Source organism: Rhizobium sp. BR 317 (assembly GCF_047445835.1).
In the GTDB taxonomy this organism is placed as follows: domain Bacteria; phylum Pseudomonadota; class Alphaproteobacteria; order Rhizobiales; family Rhizobiaceae; genus Rhizobium; species Rhizobium paranaense.
In genome coordinates this window covers 1-23723 of sequence record NZ_JARWLB010000022.1, presented here as the reverse complement: position 1 = coordinate 23723, position 23723 = coordinate 1, and the positions used below count along the sequence as shown (strand labels likewise).

Here is a 23723-nt window from a genome sequence, read left to right as displayed (position 1 = left end):
TCAAGGCCCGTAAGAATTGGCGCCCCAGAACGACTTGTTTGGGGTTTTCGGCGTAAGCCGGGTTGAAACCTGCAGCACATCGAGAACGCGAGCATCGAAGGTGCAGAGCGTAAACAGCGGGAGATAGGTGAAGGGAGCCGTCAGCAGGGCCCATAACTCGTTGGTTGCAAGCCAGGCGATGATGGTAGTGCCGATCATGATGACCACGGCCATATACGGAACGCCCCAAAGGGTGGGAGCGCGCGTCAGCCCGATCACCAGGGGTGTCAGATGGGGTTTGTCGTGGTCGGTCTGTGCCATGATCAGTTTCCGACGGTGGCGATTAACTGATCGACGATGGCCGGCGCCCCAAAGACCAGGCCGATGCCAAGTGCCACGGCGCCGGCTGTGAACCAGCTCAATCGTCCGGCGAACGCGAGGAAACCAAGACTGATCACGGCTATGATCGCGACCAGACGACCGAAAGGGCCGGTAATGAAGTCGACGATGGCCTGCACCACAGCCTGAAGCGGCGCAAAGGCTTGGTTTGTTGCCTGGGCGAAGGCGAGATCGGCACTTGCCAATTGCGCGGCAGCCGCAAGCGACAAGACAAGCGCGGCGCGCAGGGTCGTCTTTTGACGCAAGGACAATTCCAACTTCATATTCGGCTCCTTTCGTTTCAAAATTGCATGACGCCACCGACGAACGTCGCGGCGCGGGCGCCGATGACGTCACTGCTGCCGATCTGTMGGTCGGTGTTGTCGGGTGATTTTTGATTGCGGAGATTGGACAGGCGTCTGCCGGGAAAGCCGACGCCGAGCTGCCGATTGATCACAGAGGCGACGTAACGTACGGTTTCGGGATAGGCCGGCACGCCGTCGTTGTCGTAGATCGCCTGTTCACCCGCATTGTAGGCGGCCGCGGCCAGGATCGGGTTCTTGAACTGATCGAGGAGGGTGCGCAGATAGCGCATGCCACCGTCGATGTTCGAGGCAGGATCGCAAATGTCGGCGACGCCGAAACGTGCTGCTGTCACAGGCAGCAATTGCATCGGGCCACGCCCGCCCTTGGGGCTGTTGCGGACTTGATCGAAGCGGCTTTCCGTCCAGGCTATAGCGGTAGCGAAGTCAGCATCCACGCCATATTTTCCCGCAGCGTCTGTAACCATTGCCTGGATCCCCGCTGGATCAATCGGTGAGGGACCGCATGGACGTGCGTTATCGATATGGCGTAGCGTCGTAGCGTGATAAGTTTTCTCCCCTTCGTCAGAGCTCGTTCTTTGAGTCGATGAGGAAAGTAAACTATTTGAGTTATGCGTTTCGGCTTTGATCGCATGCGCGACAATGCCGTTTTCCCCGATCGAAGACTCCTCACTCGATTGCGCCGGATTGGCCTGCGGCAACGCCGACGACCGCGTTGCAAAGCGCGAAAAATCGAACAATCGCGCCTCATCTGCGGCCATGTCGGTCGGGAGGAGGCTTCGCAACGCCATCACTGAAAGCAAAATAAATCTGGACCGCATGCGATATCCTCGCTTGGGGTTTGGTTCGACAAGGTGTGTTGTCGGCCGCTTGTATTTTTGATGTTTGTAACTTATTAAGTTTAGTGCTACATCGGTTTTTTCGAAATTGGAAGCCAAAAATGAATAGTTATTCGAATAAAAATGTAACTCGTAGAGTTAAGCGTATCTTCATCGGAACGGTCCTTGTATTGATGTCGGTGGCCGCAACCGCCACGGGGGCAGTTGATGCAACCTACGTGAAATCCTTCGCGGCGCCGGGAAAGACCGTGCTCATCGTCGAGTACTACAACGGTGACAGGAAGGTGGTCGGCCGAAAGGGCTTTGCCTCGGCAACCGGGTTMAAAGTCGCGTCGCCGACCGATATCGCCGTCGACGACAAAGTGCGGCTCCATCTTTTCGGAATTGAGCCATGTGTTGGCGAGATGGTGAACCGGAAGGAGAATTTTGCCGGCAAATGCGAGGACTTTGCCAGGGAGCAACTGGCGATCCTCCTGAAGTCTCCGAAGGTGCTGTTTTGTCGGGGATTCGTTTCCGAGGAGAATGCGCCCATCCAGGACGCGACTTGCTTCGGTTACTACAATTTCCCTGGCACGCTCGATACCGTMGACAATATCGAGGAGCAGTTGCTCTCATTGGGTGCCGTCAAGCTCTCGAAAAAGCCGGATGGCACGCCGATGCGTCCGGATCTCGCCGGTGCTGAGAAGATCGGCCGGAGCGGCTTTGGAATGTGGGCCGATCCCCGGAATCAAAACCAATGATCCGGATGCGCTTGTTCCTTGCCATGGCCATTTTCATCACGACCGAGCCGACCATTGCCGCGCCGGCGGGGTACTTCGATTTGGATACGGGCGCGGCGCTGCAGAGTGGCGACGCCTGGACTGCGAACGGCGAGCGTTATCGACTTTACGGCGTGCAGGCCTGTCTGCGTGGGACGACCTTTACCAACAAAGCCGACAAGATACAGGATTGCGGCGACGCGTCCCTTTCGGTGCTTGCGGCCTTCATCAAGGACACGCATCCCTCCTGTGCGCCGATCGCACGGGCGGCAGGCGTCATCTACGTCGTTTGCTTTGCGACAGTTGCGGGGGAGCGCCTGGACCTTGCCACCATGCTGATCTCTGAGGGTTATGCCTTCGCAGCCCTCGATGCAAAGGGCATACCCGTCAATTCGGCCTATGCCGTTGCCGAGCAGGAGGCAAGGGCGCGCAAGGCTGGCCTTTGGCAGTTTCCAGACGTCCGCCATCCCTCGATTCTACTCGGACGGGCGGCAACCGATCATCAGGAGAAAGCGAGATGATCGCTCGTCTTGCTATCGGAGCGTTACTTCTTCTTTGCGCGGGCGTCGATCTAGCTCCTGCCGCCGATCTTGTATCGGATTCGGCGGTCGACCAGAGGCTCGATGCGCCCGAAACCCAGTCGAAATTGAGGGGTAGAGTGTCGGTTGTCAGCGGCGATACGCTGTGGTTTCCAATTCTCGGAAGACGCGTGCAGCTTGCCGGCATCCAAGCTTGCCCAGTCCCGCAATGGGGGTTCGATCCGAAGCCGCAAGGAACAATAGCCATTACGGCGCCGATTCCATGCGGGCCGCTGGCGAAAGCCTGGCTGAAGCGCGTCGTCGGCAATAGGCCCGTGGTCTGCAGGCTGGTTCCTCCTTATGGCTCGGAAGTGCCGGCCGCCAAATGTTCGACGCGGGGACGCGACCTCGGCCTCGAGATGCTCCGAGTCGGCTGGGCGAGAGTTGCCGCAATCGCGGGGCCGAATCCGCGATATCTCACAGCAGAAAGATACGCCCGATCGGCACGGTATGGGCTCTGGGGGACTTACGTTCTCGACATGGATGAATGGAACCGCAAGGCAGTCGACCGGACGGTGGAACGACAACCGCTGGCGGACCGGGCACTTCTTCAGGAGCGAGAGCGCGAGATCACGCCGCTATTCGCCGACTGGCGCAACAGGCCGCGACGGAGAGATCACTAGCAAAGGAGGATCTGACGATGAGATTGGTGTTGTGGTTTCTGTCGGTTCTGATGTTCTCCCTGCCACTCTCAACGGCCGAGGCGAGCGAGTGGGGCTGCGAGGTGCTGCTTTGTGCGGCCTCGAACAATCCCTCGTGGCATGGCGTCGAGAGCTGTCATCCGCCGATGGAGCGGCTGATCTCGGCAATGAAACGCCCAGGCTTCTCCTGGCCGACCTGCCCCGAGGGCGGCGCTGGTAAACCCGGATATGAGCGATATGCCGACTGTCCGGCTGGGTGGGCGGCGACCGAGGCAGACCAGGACCTCAATCATGGTCGTTCCGGTGAGCTGTCGCGCTGCATGCGGACAGTCAACGCGTGTAAGGGAAGGCCTTTCCAGCGATACCGAAATGAAGATCGGACGGCGACAACGAAGGACGGCGTCACGCGCGTCTATTCGGATTCGAGCAGTTGCGAGTATCGGGAATACACCGCGCGGCCGTTACGCGACGAGCCCTATTATTTCGACATCGAAAGTTCGCAAGGAGGCACCACAGAGCGTCACTACTTCGATCTGAGGGATTAAGTTATCTGACGGCAGTCTGCCTCAGAGAAATCGTTGCACCGATCTCAAGACAAATCTCACTGTGGCTTGATCCAGCGATACCCCGGTTGCAAGCACGCGGGCGAAGTGCTCGATTTTCCGGTAGGCTTCGGCTCGATTTGACGGCGGCCAGGCAATGATTTTCGCGCGGAGGTCCAGCTCCTTGACGCGCAATTGCACTAATTCCTGTTTCGGTGCCTCGGGTTTCGGCTCGCGTGTGAGCTCCAGTTCGACAATCAATGCACCGTGGCGGCTGATCAATTCGGCAAGCTCGCGGCTAACGTCGTCTTCGAGCATATCATGCCTTTTCTAGACCGGTGGAATGAGGTCGACGATCCCATTCGGGCTCGACCGACAGTAGCCAGCCGCGATGTCGGTGATGTATGAGGGGAGGAAATCAGAACGGGCGTGTTTCATGACCAACAGACTTGAGAAATACATCGATGACAACGGCTTGGTGGAAACCATCGACGCTGAAGTTGAAAAGCCGATCTTCCGCCGTCCAGGGTACGAAGTTTTGCCGACGTTTGCCGAACTCGACCGACGGCTTTCTGACGGTCTGCGCGAAGCGAGAGACAAATCTGGCTTGACTCATGCGGACGTGGCTCCGCTTCTTGGGCTGCATCCGATCGTCTATGGCCGCTATGAGCGCAGCGAAACGAAGATGCATGTCTCACGCCTCATCCATCTCAGTGAACTGCTTGATTTCTCGCCGATCGACTTGATCATGGCGGCTGCTCCGTATCGTTTTGGCAAATCTCCGGAAGCATCAGAACGCCGCCGGAAACTCATCAAGGTTGTGGAAGGCCTCCCCGACGAGGCGGTGGAATCGATGCTGTCTCTGGTGGAAGCCATGTCCAAGCTGCGTTCCGAGGATGGCAAGTAGACACTGGATCATGGAATCCGCCGAATAACACCGCGGTTTTCCGAACCATCATTTTGGTTCCTTTCTTCAGACGCCTCATAAAGCCTGTAGGGAAGATAAGCGTAGACATATTCTGCCGGTATCGCGGCTGGGCAGAGTTTCGACAGGAAGAGGTTGAGGTTTTCTTCACTGTTGCTGGAGACCAGGGTGTAGAAATTTCCGCTGTTCCAGGTCACGAATGCGTGCTTGAAAAAGCGCCGCATCGTCTCGACGATCTCTGCCAGAGTGACTTCGCTTCGAGTCATTCGCGTTAGAACCGTCTCTTCCTTTGCGCGAATCTCGGCGGAACTGAAAAAGCGGGCTTTGAAGCCATGGTCCTTTTGCCGTTCGCGCCGACGATACTCCTCATCATCCTCGTGCTTGAATTTCTCGACKAATATAAACAGCCCCTTGCTCTTCAGGTGCTGCGAAACGAAACGAATCTGATCGAAGCGATTGGGCGAATACATTTGAAACGTTGTGTCTTCGACAATGATGTCGAAGCCCTTCGCGAACGTCTTCAGCTTTTGGTCATGCTGAATCTTTTCGGGGGTCAGATGGTGAAACGGTCCATGGAAAAACATGGCATGCGGTGGAACGCCCCAGGCATAGAAGTTTCTTAGGTTCTCGATATTGGGACTGCAGGATAGTGTCTCGATCTTGCCATTGCCGAGCTCGGCAATGACCCGCGCCATCGTGCCCTCGGCGGTGCCCAAGGTATAGAGGTTGAGCTTCGCCTTTCTGGCGCGTGCATACTTAAGGATCGCGCAGCCCATACGGCACTCCTCCTCAAACCGATACGGAATGCTACTGAGGTAGTGCTGATCGAATGGACCTTGCCGCAACGGATGAAGGGCCGAAAAGCGCCGGAACGTCAGGTCCATTGGAAAGAGACGGCGGTCGAGCTGAGGCGGGCGGATGGGCATGCCTGCCCGACCCGCTGCGGTTGTCGAAAAGAACTCCGAAAGCTCGTTGAGCCGAGGGGCACGGTCGCACTCCTCCAAGAAGTCGTGAAAATCATGCATGCGAAAGACCTTTCTCTCGCATCATCGCATTCCGGTTTCTTTGATATCCCTATGCGCTCGTGGCTGATCTTGGTAACCAGCGGTACGACGCCTCCTCGCGATAATGCTCGAAGGCAAGATGAGCGGATTCATCAGGTTTTTGCATCCATGATTGTGATCTGCTTTCATGAAAGTGACATATAATTCGTCCTCTGGTTAAAAGAAATTTGTCGAGCAACTTTTGGTACGGTACGGTCACTGCCGCCGCTCTTGAGCAGGAGAAGCCATAAAAGGTGGAGCCCGTCGCAGCMATTCGACCCGAAAGGATAAAGCAGTCTCAAGGACAAATAATCCTTCACAGGCAAGGTCTTTGGAACGATGCGCGCGCCGATGTTGTTCGCCGGATCGATTTAGGACGGCAGAACATCGAAGTTGCAACTGATCACCATGTGATCTTCCTCAACATGCGAGGCTCTGCCAAATTCGGGGAAAACTATATTGACGGGCGCAATGTTGGCTTCACTCCGCGACCCGACGGTTCTCTTGTTTATATTCCGCCGGATTGTCATTGGAGTGGTTGGGATGAAGGCGATGCCGACGCCGGGTATCTCATGATCACAGTTGCGAAAGCGTTCTTGACTAACTTCTCGGAGAGACTGCCAGCTGTCGGCAACTGGCGTCCCAAACTCGGATTCAGGGATCTGCCGATCCAATCCGTAGCACGGCAGATTGCCTGGGAGCTATCACACGATGATCCTGTGAGTGATCTAATCGTCGAAGGATACTTGGCAGCCATCTTCGGACTTCTGCAACGCCACTCCAGAACATCCGGCAAGGCCTTTCGAGGAGGACTGGCACCAACGCTCCTCAAGAGAGTGATCGAGCAAATCGATGCCCATATCGATCAACCTCCGAGCGTGCGCGCACTCGCTGAAGAAGCGGGAATAAGCCGCGAGCACTTCAGTCGAGCCTTCAAACAATCCCAAGGTTTGACACCTTATGCGTTCTACAATCAACGCCGGCTTGAACGTGCCAGCGATCTTCTGCGTTTGACGACGATGACCGTGACAGACGTTGCGATTGCCTGTGGCTATGCAAGCGGAAGCCATCTGTCGACCAGGTTTCGGCGGGAGACCGGACTTTCGCCGGCGCAGTATCGTGCACTCTGGACGGGATAGGCTGATCGCGAGCGAGAAAAGAAATATCACTTTCATGAAAGCCGTGCTCCAAGGGGTCGAATAGGATGCACTCACAAAATTATCGTGAGGATTGCAGATGGAGTCGGGATATTGTTTGGCGGATTGATCGGGAGGAACACAACTTCCGGCATCTATCTGTTCTGTGTTGTCACGTCTTCCGCCGGGCGTAATGCGTATTTCGTGCTGGCGGCCTGGATCGCCGTGGACATTACCCATGGCACCAGTGCTCTTGCGGTTCTGCTCGCGCTCGGCGGTGCTGCCGAACTGTTCACGAGTAATATCGGCGGTGCACTGATTGATCGGTTTGACCGTCGCGTGGTCTGCATAGCCTGCGATCTACTGCGCTTGGCTCTAGCGTTGTCGACAGCACTCGCATTCCTGTTCGCCGATCCGCTTTTCGTCCTCTATTTATCTTGGACCATCTTTGCGATCATCGACAGAACCTATGCAACGTCTTTGCAGGCTTTGATCCCGTCCATTGCGCGCGCCGAAAATCTCGGATCATTCAATTCGAGCGCCTATATTGGAATGCAAGCCGGCAATCTGCTGGCGGCCATTGTGACCGGGTTCATTCTGAGTGCCGTCGGCCGCGAGTTAGCGCCTCTGTTGCCAAGTGGGTTCTTTGCCCTGTCACTCTTAGGGCTGCTGGCCATGAGCCGCATGCGCCAGTTTTCTTTGTCTCATCACCGCTCAATAGCTGGCGAATTTCGTCGCTCTGATCTGCTGCCGACGACGTTGACACTTGGGCAGCTAAAGGCCAGCGCAGCCATGTACGCACTGATTTATGCAATGGGCATGTTTGTGAACATGTTGGCCTCCGCTTATGTGATCCGAGAACTGGACGGAACGGCGCTGCAATTMGGATGTCTTGAGGCGGCCTGGGCCGTCGGCTCCATTGCCGGCTGCGCGATCTTTCTCTTGCGCAGTGGGTTCTGGCGACTGCAGACCATTCTCGTCCATTTGGTGCTTGCCGGCATGTTTCTTCTTGGCTTTTGGTTCTACCAAAGCTTTTTCTTCGCTCTCATTCAAATGGCAATCCTGGGATTGAGCTACAACATCGCGCGGGTTCTGATTGACGTTCAGGTTCAATCGACTGTCTCGATCGATGCGCTGGGACGTGCGCGGAGCCAGATTCATACGGTCTGCGTCGCCATTGGCTTGTTGGCATACGGCATCATCGGCGTTTTCGGAAACGCGATCCTGCCCTCGGAAATTTTCGGGCTTTTCGGCACGGTCATGATCGCCGCTGCTCTCTTCTTCTGCTGCTGGATGAATCGGGGAGGTTCGGCGGAAAGCCGGCTCATTTGAGGATGGAGACGTCAATCGGCACAGAACTGATATCCAAGGACGAGCTTCAGGCTCTCATATTTCAGTTGTTTCCCTGGGCCCGTCCGTTTGCGGGAGTTCCGGTGGCAGACTATGCCAATGCGGTCTTCGCCGTCGCCTCTTATCAATCGGACTGCGCCCCCCGACAGCAAGCCCTGTCGCTATTGCGCTCGCGGATCGGAAAGGTCGCGCAGCGCCGTGGCTTTTCGGGAGAGCAAGTATCGAGATTTGAAAGAGAGATCGAAGCTGCCCCGGTGCTGCAAACCGGTCCGCACCTACACCTGTTGATCGAGCCCGATGCATTTTATACCCATCTCTTCTCGCTGATGGGGCTCCGCGCCCGTGGAAGGAGATGCTACATTTCCTATGGTTGTTCGACCGTCAAATTCGTGGAGCGCGGTCGCAAAGGTCCTGCCTGGCTGCACATTGATGGCCAGGCGATCAATGTGTTTGGCTTGTCACGCAGCAAGATGATCCCCTACAGCATCTTGGGCAGAAACAACGGTTACAGCTTTCAGCTCCAGAATGTCGATCGGGCTGGTGGCGAGACGGACGCAATCTGTCGTCTTCGAGGGATCTTGCCGGCCGGCGAATTCCCGTCGGCTGCCGAAGCGATCAAGGCGGCAAACTTTCGTCTCTGGAGGCGCTATTTCGACAGTCAGATCGACTTCCTTCAACTCGATGATCACGATGTCGTCGATCTGGTAGGGGATCATCTTTCTAATGAGCAATCCTGGCTGCGAGCACGGCTGATCGAGGATATCAGTTTTGCGAGACGGCTTCTCGATGGCATCGATCGACTCTCTGATACTGCCTGGCAAGGTTGGCTGAAAAATTCGACCCATTTCTTCTGGGGTTGTATCGACGGGCGGCTTTTTCCATTGTGGCTCGATCGTGCGGTTCTTCGGCCGAGGGGTATCGAGGATTTCCATGTCGAATTTTCACCCGCAGCTCTTGGCGCGGCCTTGGCGAACGGACGGATCATTCCGAATCTCCTGTTGATGTTTATCGTCACATCGATCTTGCCCGGCGTGCGCGTTCTCGGCGGAAGTCGCCACACGGTCTATTATCCCTTGATGCGCTGGGCATTCGGTGAAGCGCTGAAGAGCGGCGATCGTGACGCGGAGCTTCTCGCCGCTCTGTCTGAGGATGATCGGCCGGGCGCGTGGGGCCATCGCGTCATTTCCGCGCCATGCGAGCCATTTTCTCTGCTGAACACACCCGGCAGCAACGGGGTATCGAGCCTTCTGGAGCGATTTGGCCAGATGAGGATCGAGGACGCTTCCGGACCTTTGTCGAGCTTTACGGAGGATCCGCTGTGGGCGGATCTGGCCGCGGCTTTTTCATCCGGGAAGCTGAGCACGGATGCGCCGGAATGGGCGTTTTCCTGATCGTGCTCAAATAACTCGCCTATCACTGTATCTGCAATTCGCGGATTTGTCGCTCTGCGAAGTGACGCGTGTTTCCAAGACGAAGCCATTGAATCTTGTAGAGAATTCGGTTGCGAAGCAAAACGAATTCCTCTATCTTTTTCTGTGAGGCAGTACGCGCTGCCTTGGGGCTGCAAACCCCTACGAGCGGTTGGTGTCGGCCGGTACGGCACCACACTCCTTGACCTTTTTGGGTCGGGGAGCCTGTGGCGTATGTCCAGGCTCCTCGGAGCTAAAGGCCATAGGGCCGTCTCGTACGGTTTGCACTCCCCGATCAGTGGGTTGAGCGAGTTTTCAGCGGGGGCGTACCGCATGAAACTCTCCAGTCGGGGTGTCGACCATGAATCGCCGTACAGCAGCCGCACAAGTCCGATCGTCGAGACGTGGGCAAAGCAAGCAGCCGAGCATCGAAAGCCAGTCAGCGCATCCCGTCGATCTGCATGTCGGACAGCAGATCCGTATCCGCCGGATACAATCGAATGTATCGCTCGGTGATCTTGGCGCCGGCATTGGCGTCAGTTTCCAGCAGGTGCAGAAATACGAAAACGGCAGGAACCGCGTCAGCGCCTCGATGCTCTATGAGGTCGCCAAACGGCTCCGGGTCCCCGTCGCCAAATTCTTCGAGGGCCTTCCCGATCCCGAAGGCGCAGTGGATCCGCAAATCGTGACCGAGGTCGATGACCGCATCGCCTATATCTCCACCGCGGAAGGCCGCCGTCTGATCGAGGACGTTCTGCTGCTTCCGCCACGTGTCCGCAGCCGGGTCGTGGCGCTGGTCAGCTCCATTGCCGACGAAGAGATGGAAGAGCGGCCGGAGGCTGATAGCTAGCGAAAGGATAGGCAAAATTGGCGGCCGCAAGGGCTGCCAATGTTGAGCTCGGACTGCGGGAGCGTCGAGAGGGTGGATTTTAAGCCTTACAGGATGATCCGACCGATGCCGTTTTCGTGTGACACGACAGTATCAAAGCCGGCGCTTCGGTCGGCGAGATCGTCGAAAATGTCGTCTGCCAATTTGCCCTCGGCAAACACGGGAAAGGGGAGGCGCTCAAGCTGTCGATCCGAGAGTGCTTCAGGACCGCCGACGATGACCGGGCGCAAGCTGATCTCTCGCAAACGTCCGCCCGTCTCGAAGTTGCAGCTAGCAACAATACTCTTCCAAACTTCGGGCGGACTCCATTCCTGCTCATCTTTATCCGTATGGAAGATGAAGTTGCCGAGACCATAGAAAATTGGGGCGCCACGGTATATCTCGATTGCTTGCAAAACCGGCGCTCCGTGACTGACGAAAAGACCGGCGCCGGCGTCAACGCAATTATGCGCAAAATCCTGGACCCACGGCGGCACCTGCTGCCAGCTCGGTTCCCAGTGGTGGTGATGTAAGTAGACGATGACGAATGTGCCGCGGCCCGCCTCTTCCACGATCGCAGAAAGTTGGTTCCACGCGCTCTGTCTGTCGATCACAATGCGCCGGGCGTACTGGTCGGATCTCCGAAACACCGTTCCATAGAAATCGATTTCGTCCTTGGCATTTGTCTGAGGTGGATCCTCCGGTTGCGCATAATTCGCCCGTTCCAGATCGGAACTTAGGAACCGCTTTTGAATGGAGCGAAGCATATTGAAGGTTTCCACTTCCAGCTCGAATACCCTGGAAACCTTGAGCCTGTTAATGCCGGGTCTTGCCATACGGCCTTCGACGGCATCTTCGGCATACATGAACGACGGACCGGGACCAGCGTCCATGGCGATGAGCCCAACCGTCCTCGATCCGCGCATCTTCTTTTCGATCTTTGCAGCTTGATGCTGGTCGACGCCGATGCCGGCGTGAAGAAAGTCTTGGGCAGACGCTTCCTCCAGTGTCGATAGGATGCCCGAGGGGCCAAGATCAAAGGCATGGTTGTTTGCCAAAGCCAGGCTGTTAAAGCCAAGCTCTCTCAACGCCGCCAGAACTGAGGGTGCGGCGGCGCCGAAATAGGAGCCCTTGAGGGGCCAGCCGCCATAGCGCCCGTAGATCGTCGTCTCGAGGTTGGTGAAGACGACGTCACTCGTCTTGAGAAGTTGGACGACTTCATTAAGGCGCCGGTCGCTGATCGTCTGCAGGTCATGGCGAATGAGCGACTGACCGGTCAGAGCAACGGAAAAAGGGGCGGACATACACTCTTCCTTCAGTTTGGGATCATCGAGTTCCCCATGCACCAAGCCGTTCTCGGGAAATGCACAGGGCGGGCAGCGTGCTTCTATTTCGAAACCTGCGGCGAAACGTCGATCTTGAACCATTGTTCGCTTAACCGCTTCAGCGTTCCATCCTGTGTGGCGGCCGCAATGGCACCATCGAAGGCAGCGACGAGTTCGGCGTCGTTTTTGCGAAGCCCGACGCCGACGCCAGGTCCCCACAAACCTCCAGAGAGTTGCGGGCCGTACAAAGTTGCGGTCCCGCCGTCTTTGCTATCGAGGAAGGCTTTCCAGGTGAAATAGTCGGCGAGCCCGCCGTCGATGCGTTCGGCCGCGAGGTCTAGATGCATGTTGTCTTGGGAATCGTAGCTCCTGATCGTCGCCACCTTGCCGAACAAATCATTGAGGACGGCTTCCGAATTTGATGATCGCAAGACGCCGAGGGTTTTGCCGGCGAGTGCTATTCGAAGCTGATCAATGACAGCCTGCTTGTCGGCGTCGACGTTGGTGAGGTCCAATTTCATCGACGTGTCGGTCGGCGGTAGATCCAGATCCTTGCGCACGACAAGCTGATTAAAGCCGCCGGCGTAAGGCCGAGAAAAGGCGATCGACGTCTTCCGTTTCTCGGTTATTGCCATGCCGGACATGATGGCATCGAATTTTCCGACGGTCAGAGCCGGTATGATCCCATCCCAATCCTGCGCCACGAAAATGCATTCGAGGTTCATGCGCCGGCAGAGTTCCTCGCCCGCATCGATGTCGAACCCGACAAGCTTGCCTTCGGCATTTAAGGCGTTCCAGGGCGGCGATGCGCCTTCGGACGCAATGGTGATCGTTTTCTTTTCGAAAGCGCATAAACCTGTGGTGCTGACAAGCACGGAACACAAGGCAAGCAGGGCTGCTCGTTTCATGAGAGACGTCCTTCCTTCGTTGAGTTTGACTATTTCATGGTTGATAGGTCCGACCTCGACACAGCTTAAGACGCCGCGGTGGTCAGCAATGGCTTTGGCCTCTTCTTTGGGCTGCTCGCGATCGCAACGCTCGGCGGTTTGTTTGGGCGCGACCAATGCACCTCAAGAGCCTGGAAACCGCGAGTAATCATGAGGGTGAGCAGCAGGTAGAATGCGCCTGCGACAACGAAGACCTCGTACGGCGCGAATGTCTCAGAGACAAGTTGACGTGCGAGACCCGTTATCTCCAGCAATGTGATCGTGCTTGCGAGTGAACTTGCCTTCAGCATTCCAATGACCTCATTCACGTAGGCGGGAAGCGCGATACGGATGGCCAGAGGAAAAGTGATCAAGTAAATCGTATGGAGCCGGGATAGACCAAGAGATTTGGCAGCCTCGATCTGCCCTTGCGGGACCGCCTGGATACCACCGCGAAGGACCTCCGTGGTGTGGGCGGTGCTGTTCAGCGTGAAGGCGATGAATGCGCACCAGAACGGTTCGCGCATCACTGGCCAGAGCAAGCTCTGGCGGACAAAGGAAAGCTGGCCGATGCCATAGTAGATCAGGAAAAGTTGCACCAGCAGCGGCGTGCCGCGAAAGGCATAGGTATATGCCTGGACTGATGCGGACGCCCAAGGATTGGTCGATCCACGCAGAAATGCGAGAGGAACCGAGATCACAAAACCGGCCGCGAGCGATGCGAATGTGAGCGCCAAAGTCAGAACCAGGCCGCGCGGAAGGGTGAATAGTGCGTCCAGCGCAACAGCGGTATTCATTGCTTCAACCTTTCCAAAATGGGATCGAGTAGCGACGCTCGATGAGCTTAAAGGAGAGCAGGCAAAGGCTGGTGAGCATGAGATAGATCGCCGATGCGGCGAGATAGAAGGGAAGGGGCGCGCGCATGGAACCTGCGCCCACATAGGCGACCCGCATCACGTCTGTCAGACCCACGACGGAGATCAAGGATGTATCCTTGACCAAGGAGATGCAAAGATTGCAGAAGGCGGGTAGAGCKACCGGGATCATTTGCGGAATGATGATCAGAAGCCAGATCTGCCACCGCGGCAGCCCGAGCGCCATCGCGGCTTCTCTTTGGCCTGGTGCAATTGCATTGATCGCACCGCGAAATATCTCGGCAGCATAGGCGCCGAACACGATGGTCAATGCCGTAACCCCGGCTGCGAATGCATTGATCTCGATATAGCGGCCGACAATCATGCTCAAGAAGGCTGTTCCTCCGAAATACATCAGCAGGATGATCAGGAGTTCGGGAACGCCCCGGATGACCCCCGTATAGGTCCGCAAGCAGGCTGCGATGGCTTTTCGGCGTGAGTTCCCGAAAATCGCGATAAGCAAGCCTAATGAAGTTCCCAAAGCGCAACTCAGGAAAAAGACAACAATCGTATTCTTCATCCCGTAGATGAACTGATCTATGAAGTCGTACAAATCAGCATCTCCTCTCTATATACCGAATATTTCAGTTTATGGCGCCGAAACAAAAATAAAAAATATTCGAAAAAATCAAAAAATAACCAATTGGCGAGCATTTATATCTAACTAACTCTTGGTTAACGTGTCATATAATCAACAATATACTTTGACTTTCCGCGGTCAATTTATAAGATAAAAGAAGTTTCGATAAGCGCTGCTTATGAACTGGGCGTTGCGCGACATCACAGTCGAGGGACCGCGTTGTGGATATCGATGGTTCAGGAGTTCGGATCCGGCAGCTTCAAATCCTGCGCGAGGTCATGCGTGCGGGCTCGGAAAGGCTCGCCGCGCAGGCGTTGCGGATAACGCAGCCGGCGGTCAGTCAAAACATCAAACAACTGGAGGAGACGATTGGATTTGCACTCTTCCGCCGGGAAAACAACAGATTGATCCCGACCGATAAGGCATGGGAGTTTTTGCGCACGATCGATGCCGCGTTTGCTGGTCTCGACCGAATAGGGCCAGCAATAGAGTTTCTTAAGAGCAATGATACGCGGGTGATCGCGATCGCGGCCCCAAGCGCGTTCTCGTTCGGAACGCTGCCGCGCGTGGTGAAAAAGATCCGCGAGAAAAGTCGTTCTTATACCGTTCAGATTAAATCGGGCACTTATCAGCAGATCGCAGATCATGTGTTAAACGGCCGCGCGGATCTCGGCATTTCGCGCTTGCCTCTCGACGAACGCGTCTTTGATTGGACGCCCATTGGCGCGGCCACGAATGTCTGTCTGTTTCCGCCCAATCACCGGTTTGCATCGCAGCCGCTTGTCACCGCCGAAGATCTCGTCGGCGAGGCAATTATCGACATCGATCCGCAGTTTGCCTCCCACCAAATGAGCGTCAACGCAGTTCGATATCTGGGGGCAACGCCACAAATTGTTGTCGAATATGACGCCAATGGTCATGACGTGGGCTTCGTCATGGCAGGCATCGGCGTCTCTGTCACGAACGAGATAATCGCGAAGGAGTACTCTGGTCTCGGTGCAGAATTTCGACCCTTCGAGCCAGGAGCGATCTACCACTACATCGTTTTTTGGCAAAAGGAGCGCCAATTAAGTGAGGGGCTGCGCTACGCCATCGAGCAGGTGGCCGTAATGGCAGGGCGGTCGCTGGCACGGGTGGCATGGTCCTGAGAGCGACAGGACGGGGCAGTCTATAGCAGACAATCTGAGCGTGAGAAACGTGATCCTGCTCGCATGGTGGTAGTTGGCCGTTTTGGATGCGCAGCTCGGACCGTCCATTAATCTACCAGCCCGTCGTCGAGCCGCGACAACGGTCAGACGCCATAGCGAGGGTACGTACACACTGAATAAGAAGACGCCCCACCGTTCAGCACCCACGGCAAATAGTCAGAAGCGTCGTTGAGCCGAGGAGTTGACCAATCGAGGATCTTGCTGCCTTTGCACGGCGGTAAGATGAAATTTGTTATCTCTTCGAACACTGCCTGCACTTCACCGGCTCGGCCGCCCCAAACCCCTAGATATCCGCCAAGACATCTGAGATGACGGAAAATTTGACGGCCTGCCACCGTCTATAGTCGAGCACCAGGTTGGCCGAAATCCAGCAGTCACCGCTCTTCTTAGCCGTCTTCCATCCTAATAGCCCCTTGGATTGGGCGATCGCGAGCAGCCTGCCGGCATKACTGCGGGAAATGAGATAGTCGGCAGCGGCAAGCCGTGCGGAGACCGCACCTATCCACGAGCGCTCAGCCACCTCCGCTGTTGCCGGTACACGCGCCATAAGATCGTGCAATATGTTGCTGCCGGATTCCGACTTGACGAAGAGCATGATGTTTTCGGGAGGGCTGTACCAGTCTGGATGATGGAAGAGGCGACGCGCGATTTGCGGCTGGGCTCGAAATAGTATCGTCGGGTCGGCGTTGGACCGCTGATGTCGATCGCCAGCATCTATGCTGTCAAGCGAGCGCAAGTGTCCGTCGAGCCATTGCCGGATAAGCTGCTCTGTATGGGCGGCAGCCTGCATGGCATTGGTTACGTCGGTCCGCATTTTCTACCGGCTCGAATAGCTTGTAGTGTGCCATCTCCTTCAGATGCGAGATCGCTGTGTTGTGGCTAGCAATATGGTTCTCGACTAAGAATTTTCTCAGATTGGAGACCGTAACTGGCGGGCAGCTCGGATTGAGCTTTCGCTCAAAATGCATTGCCAATGTCGCCTGGCTGAGCAGCCACTTCTGCAGATCGGCGACATAGCGCACCACTCTCGGCGCCGTGCGATGGATTGTCAGCAACTCCAATGCTGCGTCGCGGAGAGCCGCTGCAAACGAGGCATCCGCTAGCAGATCGTCGACACTGAAAGAGCGGTACCTGTCTCGCAATTGGGCTGAATTTGCATGCATTGGCATTTCAGTGGGTGCGAATCTTTATGAAAATGCGAGGAGTCATAGGGGAGGAAATATAGAAAGTATCCAATTGGATAAGCGCTGCCGGCATGTTTGGCAACTCTCTTCGATAGCTGAAGAAGATACTGCCAAGAGAACTGTGGAGGACAACATTCATCGTGATGATGAATGTTGTTCCGCCGGGAGCCGTCAAGGCTCGGTGGGAACCGACCGATGTCCTGCGGGTTACCATCTCAACGAAAGGAGCCGTTCACGCCGTTCCCATCACCACGATCCAAGATTTGCGGCGCATCGAGGAATTGAAGGCGGCGGCCAGATACACCCTGGAAGACGTTGTCGCCTCAGCGAACGAAGCGGCGTGGGGCACCCGAGAGGTACCCGTCCGCTGGTCGCCGCGGCCCACGCTCTCGAGGACGTCAACAGTGCGGACCGGATCCTGCTGACGATTGGTCAGTTGGAGCGGTGGCGACAATCCTTGTTCCTTAGGCGCACGTCAAATCTGATGGAGAAGACGATGAGCACCAACGACACGAATGCGACGCCCGAGCAGCGACGTCCCAAGGACGTGAGTCCCGTACCGGAAAAGCCCGAAAAGGCCGACAAAGAGTCCCTCGCGCCGGCAACTGTCCAGCCGGCTGGTAGCAAGGACGAGAGCGAGCGGCCGATCGTTGATCCGATAACCGGCGTGGCACAGTGACTGCAATACCTGGCGACCGCGTTGAATTCGGCCCGGACGACCTCGAGGACGTCCTATGGGGACGGCACCCACCGACTGCTGTTCAGCGACTATGCCGACAATTAAATGAATATTGGCGTGGCCTTGCCACTGTTCGAGCGGCTCCCCATTTCCTTGGTTGACCTCGAACTGGAGTCTCGAGATGGACGACCTGCCGACCGAAACGCTATCCTTCCAACCAATCGAAATCCTTCCACCCAAGCGACGCGAAAGGGTCGGCGAGGGAGCAACGCTATGCCTCTGTTGCGGCCAACTCCGGTCACGTCAGTGGATGCATGATGACGGCTGCGGAATATGTGAAGAATGCCTGGCGCCATAACGCAAGTCTCCAACAGGTCCCTTGAAGATTTCGAGGCGGCATTGGCGTGTCATCCGGACGGGTACGTCGAAGGCAACTTCCGAGATCGAAAATGGGGTCGACCGTGACAAGATCGCTTGACGGCCGTCGAACATGGTTGTTCGCCGAGGAGCTCGGCGGGAGAGACAGCGACAGCTTCAACATTTATCGTMTGTCGGGACGGCTGACGCTGAAGCCGTGCGAGATGTCGTCGTCCAAGGTGATTGATTTCCTCCTGGGTTTCCGACCGGACGGGCGGACGCAAGAAGCAGTGTAATGACKACCGAATTCTCGCCGCTTCAAGCCGTGCCATCCACGTCGCCATCCTCATCCAGATCCCGCAGCGGCAGATAGGCGTTCGTCTCCAGCCATTCTTTGATGATGTGGCGGACCATCTCGTTTCGCGTCATACCGAGTTCGCCAACAATCGAGAGCAAAGTATCGTCCGTTTCAGCATCCAGGGGGATCGGTGTTGCGTTCCGGATCACAAGTGCCGCACGTCGCAACATAATCTGTAGGTCGGCACGAGACGCGTCTCCAATGCGATCGGCTGCATATTCAAGTTGCCCCGCCAGAACGAGATCGGCCGGCAGGTAAAGATGCCTGGCCCGACACCAACTGCATTTGATCTGAACACATTGCCGGCCCTGAAAGCTTGGGAGCTTTGGAGGTTCAGCAAGTTTCGACGGTGACAGGTAAACTGGTGGATGCGTTTCTGGCACGGATGTGTCTCAAGCTTAACCGCATAATTGTCCGTCGGCGTCGATCGATATGTCCTGGATCGATCTCGTGCCCGGTAGCGCATCGACAAAGCTCTGCATCGTATCGTTTCACCGAGTTGGTCAACTTCCTTTGACGATCCTGATTGTCAGCAAGATGATATGTATTGCATTTTGCGATACAGCATCTTATCTTCCGCTCAAGGAGACAAGTAATGACGAGCACCGAACGCAAGGAATACCCGATTGCAATGCGCCTGCCCGCCGCAGACGTCGCGATGATTGACCGTGCTGCTAGCCTACGCGGTCGCTCCCGCACTGATTTCGTGCGGGACGCCGCCGTGCGCGCGGCCGAGGAGGTCGTCATGGAGCAGGGCCTAGTCCGGATGAGTCCCGAAGCATTTGCTGACTTCATGGACGTCCTGTCACGTCCGGCAGTTCCGGTTCCTGAGATGGTGGAGCTGGCCAAGCGTCCAGCACCCTGGGAGCCCGGCTATGTGGCGAAGCAGTAAGCCGTGTCGCTATCGGCTCCCGAACCGCTCGCCGTCACGCATGACACTTCCKACTTCTGCTGCGGCAAGTCCACGCTCGATCACTGGCTAAAGACACGCGCTCTCTCGAATCAGCAAAAGGGCTTTACAGCCGTTCTCGTCGTCCATGAGGCACGGCGGGTGGTTGGATATTTTGGTCTTGCACCGACTGCGGTGGTTCCGGCGATTCTGCCGCGCGCAATTCGCACTGGACAACCACCGGATCCAGTTCCTTGCCTCCTTCTGGGTCAACTCGCGACGGATACGGAATGGGCCGGCCGCGGCATCGGCACAGGTCTTGTGAAGCACGCCCTCGAACGCTGTGTTCAGGCCACCACGCTGATTGGCGGGCGAGCCTTGATGGTCAATGCTGTMGATGAGGGCGCCGCTGAATTTTGGCGGCGGCGAGGTTTCGCACCCTCCAAAAGTGACCCATTGATCTTGTTCCGCTCGATTGCCGACATCGCTGCTTCGCTTGCAGTAGCCAAAGAATAAGTGTTGCTTCGGATATTGTACGTGTCTTCCACAAGTCGAGTTGCCTACGATGGTTCGACGATCAAGGCGTTTGTGGGGCCCATCGTCCCTATCGGCGATATTGTGTAGCGCCGACAATGCTCTCCCGCCTGCGAGCAGCAGGCTTCGACCTGCAGGAAGACCGATCAGGATTTTCGCGCACCTAAGGTGCCTGAAATCCATGACTTGTGATCGATAAGAGAATTGTCGCGCATCTGACATGCGGCGTAATCCCATGTTGGACGTTTCGGAGAAACCGCTGACGCCAAGCGCGCGCATTTTCGTGCCCGAACAAGAGGTGGCTCAACACGTCCGGGTGTGTACGTCGATGCAACGGATGACATCGAAGCGACGATGCCCGGCCATTCCGCTGCCCGTATCACAGAGCAGTGCGCGACTTAGATGAGCGGAATTCCGCTTTTTGTGTTCTATATTGCGGAATTGGGCTCTTTGATGTATAAGGCTGTACGTGCGGAATTCCGCGCGTAGCTGCACTGAGGCGCGAAATTTCGCATGATTTCGACTATCTTCACAATACTCGGTCAACAGTTGCTAGCTGCGCGGCGAAAGCGGGGGCTGAACCAACCCGATTTGGCTGCAAGGCTCGGACGCAACCGCGCTCGCATATCCGAATTGGAGCGCGATCTAGCTACCAACCGCCTTGGACGGGATCGACTAACCCTTTTTGCAGAGATGTGCGACGCTCTTGATCTTGTCCCGATGTTGATACCGAAGTCGCGTGTTGCCGAGCTCCGCCCACTGATCGAAGAAAATCCCGTGGTCCGACATTCGGCGGAAGTGCCCTCGGCATTTGAAGATCTTTTCATCGATTTGGACGACGTTGATCCTGAGGATAGGTGATGGCGAAAGCAGCGGCTGTTCTAGGCACCTTCATCCTTGATCATACACGCGGGACCGTCAGGGTAGGGACGCTTACCCGGGATGGGGATGGTGCAGTTTCGTTCGTTGTTGCAGAAGGCTTCTTGCGAGACCCAACCCGTCCGGTTCTAAGCTTGGGATGGTATGATCCAGAAGACGACAGCGGTACGCGTGATCGGCTTGCCAGGCGTGGGGATAAAATCGGACTGCACGGCACGCTACCACCATGGTTTTCGGGGCTTCTACCCGAGGGCACTTTACGAGAGCTCGTGATGACGGAAATGGGTCCTGGTGATCATGACGAGTTCGATGTGTTGACACGGCTCGGTGCAGACTTGCCTGGCGCAGTCATTACTGTTCCGGAAACTGACATACCGCCTTCGGCTGGTCCGTTGGATCTCGGAAAAGTTCATGGTCTCAAGGCGCCAATCCCTCAAGGAACAGTCAAGTTCTCGCTTGCTGGAGTACAACTCAAATTTACCGGGAATCCTGTTGGCGATCGGCTAACGGCTCCCGCTCGCGGTGGCACCGGTCGTTGTATCATAAAGGTCCCAAGTGATCGCTTCCCTGGTCTTCCCGAGGTCGAGTATGCCGCGATGCAAATGGCCGGGATAGTTGGTGTCAGGACCGCTAGATGCCGGCTCGTATCACGTGATGCTGTGAGCGACGTGCCGCCGGAACTCCTAGCTCATGGCGATATGGTGTTAGTAGTCGACCGGTTTGATCGAACCGAAGACGGCGGTCGCATCCATATCGAGGATGCCGGCCAGATACTTGGAGCCATTGGTGACCGAAAATATACAATGGCAACGACTGAAACCATCATCAACATGGTCAGTCGATTTAGCTCTGACCATCGAGATGACATCCTGGAGGCAATTCGGCGCATCGTTGCCGACGTGCTGCTAGGCAACGGAGACAATCATCTCAAGAATTGGTCATTCTATTTCCCGCGGCCAGGTGAGATTCGGCTTTCGCCGGCGTATGATATCGTGCCAACGGTACTCTACGCACCCATGGATACGATGGCGCTCCGCTTTGTCAAAACACACAACTTCGAGAGCGTAAATCTTCACCGCTTCGAACGTGTTGCGAGGTTTCTGCGGCTTGATCCTAAACTAATCATCCGCGAAGTTGAGGCGGCCGTCATTCGGGCGCTCGAGATGTGGCCATCGGTTGTGCCCGATTTGCTGGGAGAGAAGCAAGCGGTGCAGTTGCTCAAGCGGCTGGATACTCTGACGCTAGTGCGCGAAATCAGAGGCAAAGCTAGAAAAAATCCATAGGATGACAGGATCCCGAACTTCTGAACCATCGCCCGACAATGTCGACTAAAGTGTTCGGCAAGTTGGAGGCCGGCTGGATGAGCTCTCAGCTTTTATGCGGCAGAGATATCACAAGACAATTCCAATTTGGCAAATTTAGCAGACACAGATTCAGAATCCATCAACAACTACATTTGCCGCTTACGTCGAAACGTTGTCGGTTGAACTGTATCCCTAGGGGCAGGGCCGCCTTGTTTTATTGAGGAATTGAGGTTGTTTTCGTGAGGCTGGCGTTTTCGCCACGTTGGCAACCACGAGGATAACGACGTGTCTATTCATGATTTTGAGATTTTGGCCGGGAGTGTGCGGCGCCGGAATTTCACCCGCGCCGGCAAAGAGGCAATTGTTTCGGAAACTTTGCACGGCGACACGTCGGTAACGGACGTCGCTCGTCGCCACGAGATTGATCGGCCGTTGGTCTAAAGGTGGCGTCATGAATTTGGTGTTGTTGAGAACGGCGGTGCCCGACTGGGATCCGTTCCGGTCAAGGTGGGCGATGTCGGATTTGCCGGAAGGCTGTACTGCTCGATCGCAGCCTTGCCCAATCGAGATCGTTGTCGGCGATGGCCGGAGCGTGCGCGTCGGCGTCGGCTTTGATCAGGCGACGTTGTCTCGGGTGCTTGAAGTTCTGGGACGGTCGAGAGCGCTATGATCCCGTTTGAGAGTGGGGTTATGCACTGTTCAACAGGCGCGCAGATAGTTTGAACCTTCGTGCGCCAACTCGCCTGCGTTCTGGCGAGCGGCATGGATCGATGGCCTCGAACTCTGCGGACCAGCCGTTGGAGAGCCATGTACCCCATGCTAGAGAACTCAGACTGTGAACGAATCGCGTGATTGACGAGAATTCGGCAGCAACCGGCCGAAAGGCGGACCATGAGATGACGATTGCAGCACCTCCGAAACGCACCTTCGATCCCATGTTGCCGCGGACGGGGCACTATCGGCCCATTCCCGAGACGGAAGACAAGGCGTTTAGTGTCTGGCTGCAAGGCCAGTTTGACGAGATCCTGTCTTTGTCCGAAGCGCCACCGCGTTGCCCACATTGCGAAAGCGGACAGACGGTGCTGGCAACGCGCGCAGCCCATCCGAAGCCGGTTCTGCCGGTATTTCGCTGCATCGCCTGCGATGTGCATTTTCGCCGCACCACCGGGACACCGCTGTCGGGCCTGAAGTTTCGGAAGCTTAGCCTGTTTATCTGCCTGCTGTCGCAACAGCGGCCAGTTACCGAAGCAGCTGAGGCTATCGGCGTGAAGGCCGTCACGGTAAAGCGCTGGATCGAACGAACGCGTGAGTGGATCTTACAGCTCGATCCGACCGGCCATTGGGACGCAAAGGTGCGGCTTGGCATGGAGATCCGACCTGATATCCCATGCCCGAACTGTGGCGAAACAGATCACATGCACTATCGCGGATTTGCTTCCGACGATGGCGACCGCCTGTTCCGTTGTAATGCCTGCGGCCAGTTTGCCCGCCTGTCAAACGTGCTGCGCGACCAAGAGCCTGGTTTCGTGCTCGAACATCGCGTCATAGCCCGCCCACCGTCATCGCGCCGCAAGCGCTGAAGCACCTTCGAAGAAATATCCGCTATGCGTGTTTCTGTCCGCGTTAGGCAAAGTCATTGGTGCAAAATTCACACTGGCTTTACCAAATTCACGCGAACTCTCCAAAATTTGCTCTCCATATCCGTGTAGTGAATTGACGTTTGCCACCAAGTCCATCAAGACAAACCATCAACAGGGTGCCGCATGACGCGGTCCGGGCGAGGCAAGATATAGGCGACATTGTCCTGCGAGATCCGC

At 56.3% G+C, this 23723-nt stretch carries 28 protein-coding genes; 17 read left to right on the top strand and 11 right to left on the bottom strand.

All coding sequences use genetic code 11. From position 1 onward, the window contains the following. Genes QD357_RS26400 through QD357_RS26390 form a run of 3 tightly spaced genes read right to left on the bottom strand, consistent with a single transcriptional unit; the run spans position 1 to position 1420 of the window. Complete coding sequence (locus tag QD357_RS26400; RefSeq protein ID WP_414125393.1) at positions 1–300, bottom strand: type IV secretion system protein VirB3; 300 nt, start codon at positions 298–300, stop codon at positions 1–3. A 2-nt stretch (positions 301–302) separates the two neighbouring features. Then, the gene (locus QD357_RS26395) at positions 303–641 is read right to left on the bottom strand and encodes a TrbC/VirB2 family protein (RefSeq protein WP_183940296.1); all 339 of its coding nucleotides are present in this window, start codon (positions 639–641) and stop codon (positions 303–305) included. Positions 642–658: 17 nt separating this feature from the next. Then, a complete protein-coding gene (locus tag QD357_RS26390) occupies positions 659–1420 on the bottom strand; it encodes a lytic transglycosylase domain-containing protein (RefSeq protein WP_414125392.1) in 762 nt (253 codons plus the stop codon). Positions 1421–1692: 272 nt separating this feature from the next. Here QD357_RS26390 and QD357_RS26385 point away from each other — a divergent pair, with 272 nt between their 5' ends. Genes QD357_RS26385 through QD357_RS26370 form a run of 4 tightly spaced genes read left to right on the top strand, consistent with a single transcriptional unit; the run spans position 1693 to position 4041 of the window. Continuing rightward, positions 1693–2259, top strand: a complete 567-nt coding sequence (locus tag QD357_RS26385) for a hypothetical protein (RefSeq protein ID WP_414125446.1) — start codon at positions 1693–1695, stop codon at positions 2257–2259. A gap of 5 nt (positions 2260–2264) precedes the next feature. Further along, positions 2265–2798 carry a thermonuclease family protein gene (locus QD357_RS26380; protein ID WP_414125445.1) on the top strand — a complete coding sequence of 178 codons (534 nt, stop codon included), beginning with the start codon at positions 2265–2267 and terminating at the stop codon, positions 2796–2798. Continuing rightward, positions 2795–3478, top strand: coding sequence for a thermonuclease family protein (locus QD357_RS26375; RefSeq protein WP_183940294.1), 684 nt, complete (start codon positions 2795–2797; stop codon positions 3476–3478). The genes QD357_RS26380 and QD357_RS26375 overlap by 4 nt, the downstream gene beginning before the upstream one ends. Before the next feature lie 17 nt (positions 3479–3495). Beyond that, a complete protein-coding gene (locus tag QD357_RS26370; RefSeq protein WP_414125391.1) occupies positions 3496–4041 on the top strand; it encodes a hypothetical protein in 546 nt (181 codons plus the stop codon). 21 nt (positions 4042–4062) lie between these two features. Here QD357_RS26370 and QD357_RS26365 read toward each other — a convergent pair whose 3' ends face one another. After that, the gene (locus QD357_RS26365; RefSeq protein WP_414125390.1) at positions 4063–4356 is read right to left on the bottom strand and encodes a hypothetical protein; all 294 of its coding nucleotides are present in this window, start codon (positions 4354–4356) and stop codon (positions 4063–4065) included. 73 nt (positions 4357–4429) lie between these two features. Here QD357_RS26365 and QD357_RS26360 point away from each other — a divergent pair, with 73 nt between their 5' ends. Then, positions 4430–4945 carry a helix-turn-helix domain-containing protein gene (locus QD357_RS26360; RefSeq protein WP_414125389.1) on the top strand — a complete coding sequence of 172 codons (516 nt, stop codon included), beginning with the start codon at positions 4430–4432 and terminating at the stop codon, positions 4943–4945. Positions 4946–4953: 8 nt separating this feature from the next. On the opposite strand, the gene QD357_RS26355 is transcribed toward QD357_RS26360, so the two are convergent. Further along, entirely contained in the window at positions 4954–5988 is a 1035-nt protein-coding gene (locus QD357_RS26355; protein ID WP_414125388.1) for a class I SAM-dependent methyltransferase, read from the bottom strand. Positions 5989–6260: 272 nt separating this feature from the next. Here QD357_RS26355 and QD357_RS26350 point away from each other — a divergent pair, with 272 nt between their 5' ends. The 4 genes from QD357_RS26350 to QD357_RS26335 all read left to right on the top strand — a co-directional run bounded on the left by QD357_RS26350 (position 6261) and on the right by QD357_RS26335 (position 10751). Next, a complete protein-coding gene (locus QD357_RS26350; RefSeq protein WP_414125387.1) occupies positions 6261–7145 on the top strand; it encodes a helix-turn-helix domain-containing protein in 885 nt (294 codons plus the stop codon). Positions 7146–7256: 111 nt separating this feature from the next. Continuing rightward, positions 7257–8474, top strand: a complete 1218-nt coding sequence (locus QD357_RS26345) for an MFS transporter (RefSeq protein WP_414125386.1) — start codon at positions 7257–7259, stop codon at positions 8472–8474. A gap of 2 nt (positions 8475–8476) precedes the next feature. Continuing rightward, on the top strand, positions 8477–9883 hold the full coding sequence (locus QD357_RS26340; RefSeq protein ID WP_414125384.1) for a hypothetical protein: 1407 nt from the start codon (positions 8477–8479) through the stop codon (positions 9881–9883). A gap of 379 nt (positions 9884–10262) precedes the next feature. Continuing rightward, a complete protein-coding gene (locus QD357_RS26335; protein WP_414125383.1) occupies positions 10263–10751 on the top strand; it encodes a helix-turn-helix domain-containing protein in 489 nt (162 codons plus the stop codon). A gap of 86 nt (positions 10752–10837) precedes the next feature. Here QD357_RS26335 and QD357_RS26330 read toward each other — a convergent pair whose 3' ends face one another. The 4 genes from QD357_RS26330 to QD357_RS26315 all read right to left on the bottom strand — a co-directional run bounded on the left by QD357_RS26330 (position 10838) and on the right by QD357_RS26315 (position 14487). Then, positions 10838–12073, bottom strand: coding sequence for a CapA family protein (locus tag QD357_RS26330; protein ID WP_414125444.1), 1236 nt, complete (start codon positions 12071–12073; stop codon positions 10838–10840). A gap of 83 nt (positions 12074–12156) precedes the next feature. Further along, a complete protein-coding gene (locus QD357_RS26325; protein WP_414125382.1) occupies positions 12157–13002 on the bottom strand; it encodes a transporter substrate-binding domain-containing protein in 846 nt (281 codons plus the stop codon). A 65-nt stretch (positions 13003–13067) separates the two neighbouring features. After that, positions 13068–13817 carry an ABC transporter permease gene (locus tag QD357_RS26320; protein WP_414125381.1) on the bottom strand — a complete coding sequence of 250 codons (750 nt, stop codon included), beginning with the start codon at positions 13815–13817 and terminating at the stop codon, positions 13068–13070. 4 nt (positions 13818–13821) lie between these two features. Next, positions 13822–14487: an ABC transporter permease gene (locus QD357_RS26315; protein WP_414125380.1), complete on the bottom strand. Its 666-nt coding sequence runs from the start codon at positions 14485–14487 to the stop codon at positions 13822–13824. Positions 14488–14735: 248 nt separating this feature from the next. Here QD357_RS26315 and QD357_RS26310 point away from each other — a divergent pair, with 248 nt between their 5' ends. Further along, on the top strand, positions 14736–15662 hold the full coding sequence (locus tag QD357_RS26310) for a LysR family transcriptional regulator (protein ID WP_414125379.1): 927 nt from the start codon (positions 14736–14738) through the stop codon (positions 15660–15662). A 343-nt stretch (positions 15663–16005) separates the two neighbouring features. On the opposite strand, the gene QD357_RS26305 is transcribed toward QD357_RS26310, so the two are convergent. After that, positions 16006–16536 (bottom strand): hypothetical protein, encoded by a 531-nt coding sequence (locus tag QD357_RS26305; protein ID WP_414125378.1) that lies wholly within the window; start codon positions 16534–16536, stop codon positions 16006–16008. An 866-nt stretch (positions 16537–17402) separates the two neighbouring features. Between QD357_RS26305 and QD357_RS26300 the strand changes: the two genes are divergently transcribed. Beyond that, positions 17403–17585, top strand: coding sequence for a hypothetical protein (locus tag QD357_RS26300; protein ID WP_414125377.1), 183 nt, complete (start codon positions 17403–17405; stop codon positions 17583–17585). Positions 17586–18260: 675 nt separating this feature from the next. Here QD357_RS26300 and QD357_RS26295 read toward each other — a convergent pair. Then, entirely contained in the window at positions 18261–18536 is a 276-nt protein-coding gene (locus tag QD357_RS26295; protein ID WP_414125443.1) for a CopG family transcriptional regulator, read from the bottom strand. 359 nt (positions 18537–18895) lie between these two features. Between QD357_RS26295 and QD357_RS26290 the strand changes: the two genes are divergently transcribed. The 6 genes from QD357_RS26290 (at position 18896) to QD357_RS26265 (ending at position 23486) form a co-directional block, all read left to right on the top strand. Then, positions 18896–19192, top strand: coding sequence for a DUF1778 domain-containing protein (locus QD357_RS26290; RefSeq protein ID WP_414125376.1), 297 nt, complete (start codon positions 18896–18898; stop codon positions 19190–19192). A gap of 3 nt (positions 19193–19195) precedes the next feature. Continuing rightward, positions 19196–19705, top strand: a complete 510-nt coding sequence (locus QD357_RS26285; RefSeq protein ID WP_414125375.1) for a GNAT family N-acetyltransferase — start codon at positions 19196–19198, stop codon at positions 19703–19705. Positions 19706–20236: 531 nt separating this feature from the next. Next, on the top strand, positions 20237–20584 hold the full coding sequence (locus tag QD357_RS26280; RefSeq protein WP_414125374.1) for a helix-turn-helix domain-containing protein: 348 nt from the start codon (positions 20237–20239) through the stop codon (positions 20582–20584). After that, on the top strand, positions 20584–21885 hold the full coding sequence (locus QD357_RS26275) for a type II toxin-antitoxin system HipA family toxin (RefSeq protein ID WP_414125373.1): 1302 nt from the start codon (positions 20584–20586) through the stop codon (positions 21883–21885). The genes QD357_RS26280 and QD357_RS26275 overlap by 1 nt, the downstream gene beginning before the upstream one ends. Before the next feature lie 306 nt (positions 21886–22191). Continuing rightward, positions 22192–22347 (top strand): transposase, encoded by a 156-nt coding sequence (locus QD357_RS26270; protein WP_414125372.1) that lies wholly within the window; start codon positions 22192–22194, stop codon positions 22345–22347. 455 nt (positions 22348–22802) lie between these two features. Next, entirely contained in the window at positions 22803–23486 is a 684-nt protein-coding gene (locus QD357_RS26265) for a DUF746 domain-containing protein (RefSeq protein WP_414125371.1), read from the top strand. Positions 23487–23723: the final 237 nt, after the last annotated feature.

Bases quoted from the DNA above. Each gene is read 5' to 3' on its own strand.
- QD357_RS26360 (WP_414125389.1), top strand. From the start codon at position 4,430: ATGTCGGTGATGTATGAGGGGAGGAAATCAGAACGGGCGTGTTTCATG.
- QD357_RS26375 (WP_183940294.1), top strand. From the start codon at position 2,795: ATGATCGCTCGTCTTGCTATCGGAGCGTTACTTCTTCTTTGCGCGGGC.
- QD357_RS26370 (WP_414125391.1), top strand. From the start codon at position 3,496: ATGAGATTGGTGTTGTGGTTTCTGTCGGTTCTGATGTTCTCCCTGCCA.
- QD357_RS26265 (WP_414125371.1), top strand. From the start codon at position 22,803: ATGACGATTGCAGCACCTCCGAAACGCACCTTCGATCCCATGTTGCCG.
- QD357_RS26395 (WP_183940296.1), bottom strand. From the start codon at position 641: ATGAAGTTGGAATTGTCCTTGCGTCAAAAGACGACCCTGCGCGCCGCG.
- QD357_RS26275 (WP_414125373.1), top strand. From the start codon at position 20,584: ATGGCGAAAGCAGCGGCTGTTCTAGGCACCTTCATCCTTGATCATACA.
- QD357_RS26365 (WP_414125390.1), bottom strand. From the start codon at position 4,356: ATGCTCGAAGACGACGTTAGCCGCGAGCTTGCCGAATTGATCAGCCGC.
- QD357_RS26380 (WP_414125445.1), top strand. From the start codon at position 2,265: ATGCGCTTGTTCCTTGCCATGGCCATTTTCATCACGACCGAGCCGACC.
- QD357_RS26335 (WP_414125383.1), top strand. From the start codon at position 10,263: ATGAATCGCCGTACAGCAGCCGCACAAGTCCGATCGTCGAGACGTGGG.
- QD357_RS26325 (WP_414125382.1), bottom strand. From the start codon at position 13,002: ATGAAACGAGCAGCCCTGCTTGCCTTGTGTTCCGTGCTTGTCAGCACC.
- QD357_RS26280 (WP_414125374.1), top strand. From the start codon at position 20,237: ATGATTTCGACTATCTTCACAATACTCGGTCAACAGTTGCTAGCTGCG.
- QD357_RS26290 (WP_414125376.1), top strand. From the start codon at position 18,896: ATGACGAGCACCGAACGCAAGGAATACCCGATTGCAATGCGCCTGCCC.
- QD357_RS26320 (WP_414125381.1), bottom strand. From the start codon at position 13,817: ATGAATACCGCTGTTGCGCTGGACGCACTATTCACCCTTCCGCGCGGC.
- QD357_RS26340 (WP_414125384.1), top strand. From the start codon at position 8,477: ATGGAGACGTCAATCGGCACAGAACTGATATCCAAGGACGAGCTTCAG.
- QD357_RS26300 (WP_414125377.1), top strand. From the start codon at position 17,403: ATGAGCACCAACGACACGAATGCGACGCCCGAGCAGCGACGTCCCAAG.
- QD357_RS26400 (WP_414125393.1), bottom strand. From the start codon at position 300: ATGGCACAGACCGACCACGACAAACCCCATCTGACACCCCTGGTGATC.
- QD357_RS26330 (WP_414125444.1), bottom strand. From the start codon at position 12,073: ATGTCCGCCCCTTTTTCCGTTGCTCTGACCGGTCAGTCGCTCATTCGC.